Origin of the sequence: Agathobaculum sp., from assembly GCF_050946325.1 — a bacterium.
Taxonomy (GTDB): Bacteria; Bacillota; Clostridia; order Oscillospirales; family Butyricicoccaceae; genus Agathobaculum.
Genome location: NZ_JBMNUP010000134.1, coordinates 1 through 5,319 on the forward strand (window position 1 = coordinate 1; position 5,319 = coordinate 5,319).

General features: G+C 56.1%; 6 protein-coding genes. 3 read left to right on the forward strand and 3 right to left on the reverse strand.

Features of this window, described 5'->3' with window-relative positions; all coding sequences use genetic code 11:
• A partial coding sequence (locus tag ACOYIE_RS09085; protein WP_433412505.1) for a PLDc N-terminal domain-containing protein occupies nucleotides 1–877 on the reverse strand: 877 nt, incomplete at its 3' end.
• A gap of 144 nt (nucleotides 878–1,021) precedes the next feature.
• On the opposite strand from ACOYIE_RS09085, the gene ACOYIE_RS09090 reads away from it, so the two are divergent.
• From ACOYIE_RS09090 to ACOYIE_RS09100, 3 genes are all read left to right on the forward strand, one after another.
• Nucleotides 1,022–2,218, forward strand: coding sequence for a M24 family metallopeptidase (locus ACOYIE_RS09090; protein ID WP_433412506.1), 1,197 nt, complete (start codon nucleotides 1,022–1,024; stop codon nucleotides 2,216–2,218).
• Nucleotides 2,219–2,258: 40 nt separating this feature from the next.
• Nucleotides 2,259–3,128, forward strand: coding sequence for a DegV family protein (locus ACOYIE_RS09095; protein ID WP_433412508.1), 870 nt, complete (start codon nucleotides 2,259–2,261; stop codon nucleotides 3,126–3,128).
• A gap of 103 nt (nucleotides 3,129–3,231) precedes the next feature.
• The gene (locus tag ACOYIE_RS09100; protein ID WP_433412510.1) at nucleotides 3,232–3,807 is read left to right on the forward strand and encodes a dipicolinate synthase subunit A N-terminal domain-containing protein; all 576 of its coding nucleotides are present in this window, start codon (nucleotides 3,232–3,234) and stop codon (nucleotides 3,805–3,807) included.
• Here ACOYIE_RS09100 and ACOYIE_RS09105 read toward each other — a convergent pair.
• On the reverse strand, nucleotides 3,728–4,432 hold the full coding sequence (locus tag ACOYIE_RS09105) for a sporulation initiation factor Spo0A C-terminal domain-containing protein (protein WP_433412512.1): 705 nt from the start codon (nucleotides 4,430–4,432) through the stop codon (nucleotides 3,728–3,730). The two genes, ACOYIE_RS09100 and ACOYIE_RS09105, sit on opposite strands and share 80 nt — an antisense overlap.
• A gap of 169 nt (nucleotides 4,433–4,601) precedes the next feature.
• Nucleotides 4,602–5,319 (reverse strand): recombinase family protein (locus tag ACOYIE_RS09110; protein WP_433412514.1); only part of this gene is annotated, 718 nt, incomplete at its 5' end.

The following is a 5,319-nucleotide window of genomic DNA, read 5'->3' on the forward strand; positions in this document are numbered from 1 at the left end:
TACCCTCTCCCCGCAGCATCACGCCGGTATCCTTCCAGTGGCCGAAACGCACCTTTTTGTTGATATATTCATCCGCTATATTAATGCCGCCCATGTAGCTGACATTGCCGTCAATAATCATCATTTTACGGTGGTTGCGGTAGTTCAGATAGGTGTTAAGCGTCGGGATAAACCGGTTAAACCGCACCGCGCGGATACCGAGCGAGGCCAGATACCGGTCATAATGCTTAGGCAGCGTGGCGATGGAGCCAACGTCATCATACATGACGCGCACATCCACACCGTCCCGCACCTTGATTTGCAGGATATCCAGAATCGTATCCCACATTACGCCTTCTTCAACGATGAAATATTCCAGAAAAATAAACCGTTTGGCCAGCCAAAGTTCCTCACACATCGAGGCAAACATCTCTTCGCCCACGCGGAAATACTTTGTTTCGGTATTCGTCCATACAGGCATGCCGTCCAGCGCCTCCACATAGCGGGCGCACGGCGCATGGCGCGGAGAAACACGCGCCAGTTCTTCTGTTGCAGGCTGCCGCTTATAATCCTTAAAATCCGGCGGGTTCGGTTCATATTTATGCTGTGTGCGCGCGCGGTTGAGCGGCGTATTGCCCCAGAACAGGTAAAAAAGTCCCCCAAAAAGAGGCATCAGCAAAATGACTACGATCCAGGAAATTTTATAGGTCGGGTTATCATACTTGCGTACCAGCCAGATGACGATGAGCAGGCTCAAAATCGTCAGCAGGCGCGGCATCCATTCCCATCGTCCGCTCAGCCAATTCACACCGGTCATCACGATCACAAACTGGATAATCAGCAGCACACCGCCGACCACGCGCCGGTCGCCCAGCGCCCGTCCCAATATTTTGCGCATGCCGCACCTCCTTTTACTGCAATATCATGTCTATATTATCATATCGCACCTCTTATCAAAAGTCAACGCGGGCGGATTGCCCTGACGTGAAAACTATGATAAAATATAGTTGTATACCAATCTGAAATCACCGGAGGGAATATTATGCCCCACACCTCTGTTCCGGCCGCAGAGCTGGAAAGCCGCCTTGCTCGTCTGCGCATCGCCATGTCGCAGCGTCATCCGGACTGGTCCATGCTGCTGCTGGACAACAAAATTGATCTTTACTATTTGACCGGCACCATGCAGGAGGGGCTGCTTGTCGTCACGCAGGACGCAGCCGTTTTCTATGTCCGCCGATCGTTTGAGCGCGCGCAGTGCGAATCCCTCTTCCCCGATATCCGGCCGATGGGCAGCTTCCGCGTTATTGCGCAGGATTTTCCCCGCGTTCCTTCGGCAGTTCACGTTGCCGTGAAGACCATGACGCTGCAAAAGCTCACGCTTTTGCAGAAATATCTGCCGTTTTCCCAGCCGCTTCCGGCTGACGATGTGCTCGCCGGTCTGCGCGCCGTCAAAAGCAAATACGAGCTGGAATGCATGCGCCACGCAGGCGGCGTGCAGCAGTTTGCGCTGGAGGACATCGCGCCCGCGCTGCTGCGCCGCGGGGTCAGCGAAGCCCGTCTGTGCAGCGAGGTATGCACTGCGCTGCTGGAGCATGGCGCAATGGGCATTTCCCGCTTCAATCAGTCGGCTGCTGAAGATGTGCTCGGCCTGGCCAGTTTTGGAGAGAACAGCCTGCTCCGTATCGCGAACGACAGCCCTTCCGGCACAGCCGGCACCTGCATTGCGATGAAATCCATCGGCTCCTCCCAGCGCCGGCTGCGTGAAGGAGATCTTGTTCTGCTGGATATTCCCTGCGGTTTCCGCGGCTATCACACAGACAAAAGCATTTGCTTTTTCTACGGTTCGCTTGCCAAACATCCTGAGGGCGCCCGTATCCGCGCTGCGCGGGAGCATTGTATCTTTCTGTCTCATATGGCAGAATCCCTGCTGCGTCCCGGCGCAGTCCCCGCTGAAATTTATCAGAAGCTTTGCAGCTGCGTCGACCCTGCTTTCCGGGACGGTTTTATGAACGGCTGCAAATTTGTCGGTCATTCCATCGGCCTGACAATGGACGAAACGCCTGTGCTGGCACAGGGCTTCAGCGAGCCTTTGCAGGCCGGCATGGTCCTTGCAGTGGAGCCCAAAATCGCACTGGAAGGCATCGGCCTGGTTGGCTGCGAAAACACTTACGAAATCGTTCCGGACGGACCGGCCGTATCTCTGACCGGTAAAAGCGATACCGTTTTTGAAATCAATTAAAAACAGCGGCCGATATGCCGCATTTGAGAGGAGTTTTACCATGCGCAAGTTTACCCTTGTAACGGACTCGACCATCGACGAAACCGCCGCTTATTTTGCAAAAAATGATATCAAGTGCGCGCCGCTTTCCTTCACAATTGACGACCGCACAATTGAAGAAGACTGCGGACAAACGATTTCTTTCCACCAGTTTTACGACCTGCTGCGGCAGGGAAAAATGTCCCAGACTTCGCAGGCCAAGCTGGAAACCTTCCTGCGGCTGTTCCGCGAATCGCTTGACGCCGGCATGGATGTGCTGTATATCGGATTTTCTTCCGGCTTGTCCGGCACTTACGGCGCAGGCTGCATGGCGCGCGACGAGCTGGCTCCGCAGTATCCGGACCGCAAAATTTTCTGTGTGGATTCTCTTTCCGCCACCGGCGGCGAATATCTGCTGGTGGAAAAAGCCCGCGAAATGCGCGACAGCGGCTGCACGGCAGAGGTAACCGCCGCCGCAATCGAACAAATGCGGCTTCATGTAATCCACCTTGTCACCGTGGACGATTTGAACCATCTGCACCGCGGCGGACGGCTGAGCAAGACCTCCGCTATTGTCGGCAGTCTGCTCGGCATCAAACCCCTCATTTGGGTCAACGATGAAGGCAAGCTCGGCGTATGCGGCAAGGTACGCGGCCGGCAGAAAGCCATTGCGCATCTGGCAGAGCGCACAATACGCGAAATGGCCGATAAAAATCAGACCGTTCGCATCGGACACGGAGATTGTCCGGAAGATGCGCAGACGCTGGCCGATCTGCTGCTGCGTCAGGGTGTGAAGTCTGATATTCGCTATATCGGCACGGTCATCGGCTCCCACACCGGCCCAGGCGTGCTGACCACATTCTTCTTTGGCGGGGACCGCAAGCCGGAATAACCAAAACCGTATCGCAAGGGTCTGGACAGTTGTCCGGACCCTTGTTCTGTCTGCGAACCTCCTGCTGCCCGTCAGCATAGACTGGCGCAAAGGAGGTTTTTCTATGAACAAATCGGCGTCCCTTGCCGTCGTCGGCGGCGACGTGCGGCAGGCCTACCTGGCTGGGCTGCTCCATGCCGACGGCCACGAGGTGCGCACCTATGCGCTTGAACGGCACCCCATAGAGGGCTGCATCCCGCTTACAGATCTGCGCGTCGGTTTTTCCGGTGTGCAGGCGATTATTCTGCCGCTGCCCGTGCAGCACGGGGATATGATGCTCAACGCGCCCTTATCCAATGCACCTCACCCGCTTGCCGGCATTCTGGATGCAGTTCCCGCCGGCACGCTGACGCTTGCCGGCGCCGTTCCTTTTTGGGTTCACGCCCGCGCCGTGCAGAACGAGCTGCGTCTGACCGACTACTTATCCCGCGATGACCTTGCGATACGCAACGCAGTACCTGTTTCATTAGCGAAAAACGCGGCTGTATGGGAAGCGCAAAGGCCTGCCGGCTGCCACCGCAGCCGGCAGGCCTTTTGTCTGCGCACCGCCGGTTCCCCTGCTATTCCTGCTCCTCAAGCTGCAAATATTCCGCCAGCACGCCGCAAAACATACCGTTTCCTATACTTTTGTGCTGGTTGACATAGCTCTCGCCAAAATAGCGGAACAGCGCTTCTCTGTTACCCTCTTTCCAGATCTTATGCACCGCATACCGAAGCACCCTTTCCACATCTTCCCATTGCCTTCCGTATGTCTTGGCAACTTCGGGATAGATCACCTTGGTCATAGCGCCGCTCTCATGGGTTCGCAGGCACACACAGTCTGTTAAATATCTATATCCCATTTCCGTCAGCGGTACAGCCAGCTCGCTGAGTATCTGTTTCAGGCGCCGCCGCATATCCGCTTGCCGCTGTTCACTTTTGCAAAGCGCCACAGCGCGCGACCAGATGAGCAAGCGCTCGCACAGCGAAGCCGGCTGCACCGGTTTCCGCAGCAGCACATCTGCGCCGACCACTTTGCCTTCCATCTGCGTCTGCGCGCCCATAAACGAACTCATTATCAGGATTCCTGCATCCCGCCTGTATTTATGAATCCGCGCCGCGGCGGTCATCCCATCCGTCAGCGGCAAATCATTATCCAGCACCACTATGTCCGGAGCGCATTGCAAAAAGCGCTTTACTGCCTCATCTCCATTTTCCGCCGTGCCCGCCAGTACCAGCGTCTTGCTCTGCTGCATCAGCGCTGCGGTCTTTTTCATAAATTCCATATCGGCAGTTGTCAATAAAACGCGCAGGCTCTGTTTTTCCTCCCCCATTGTTACCTCCACATCCTACTTCGGTTAATACACATTTCAACAAAATTCGTCTTTCTTTTTATTTTACATATTTTGGGCTTTGATGCAAGTCAGAATCCCTTTTAAGGGATGCAAAATATCGTCAAGTATCGACACTTCTTTGCAGTTTATACAACGATTGCCTGCCAAAGAGAGCGACCTGTATCGTTCCATCCAAAACCAAAATCCGCTCAACCGCCTCTTCGTATACCTGTTCCGCCTGCCATCCCTGCGTCAACAGCCACGCCTGCCTTGCCCGCGCCGCCTCCGGCCGCGCCGCATTTCCCAGCCGGCGTTCTGCTGCACGGCAATCGGCGCATAGGCGCCGTACCACGCCTGATATATCCGCTTCCGCTTGCTGCAGCGCCTGCTGCACACATTCGCGCAGCGTTTCATCCCGTACCGAACCTCCGCCGCACTGGCGGCATGTCCATCGAACATGCACACTTCCGTCCTTATGCACGGAACGTCTGGGCAGCAGTGCGCGGCCGCACCGGCCGCACCGCACCTTCCCCGAACACCAGTACTGCGCCGAATGGCGCGTCCTGCCCGCGCTGCGGCGCGCCAATTCCCGCTGCACCTGCTCAAACCGCGCTCTGCTGACAATGGCCGCATGATGATCCCGCAGCAAAAGCTGCTGCTCCTGTCCATGGTTGGGCACGCTGCGATGCGTCAAAAAATCCGGTGTGCAGGTCTTCTTTTGCAGCAAATCGCCGCAGTATTTTTCATTGCGCAGTATCCGCAGCACCATAGTGGAGGACCACACAGCGCTTCTCTGTTTCGGCGTCGGCACCCCGCGTTCAGTCAGTAGCCGCGCGATG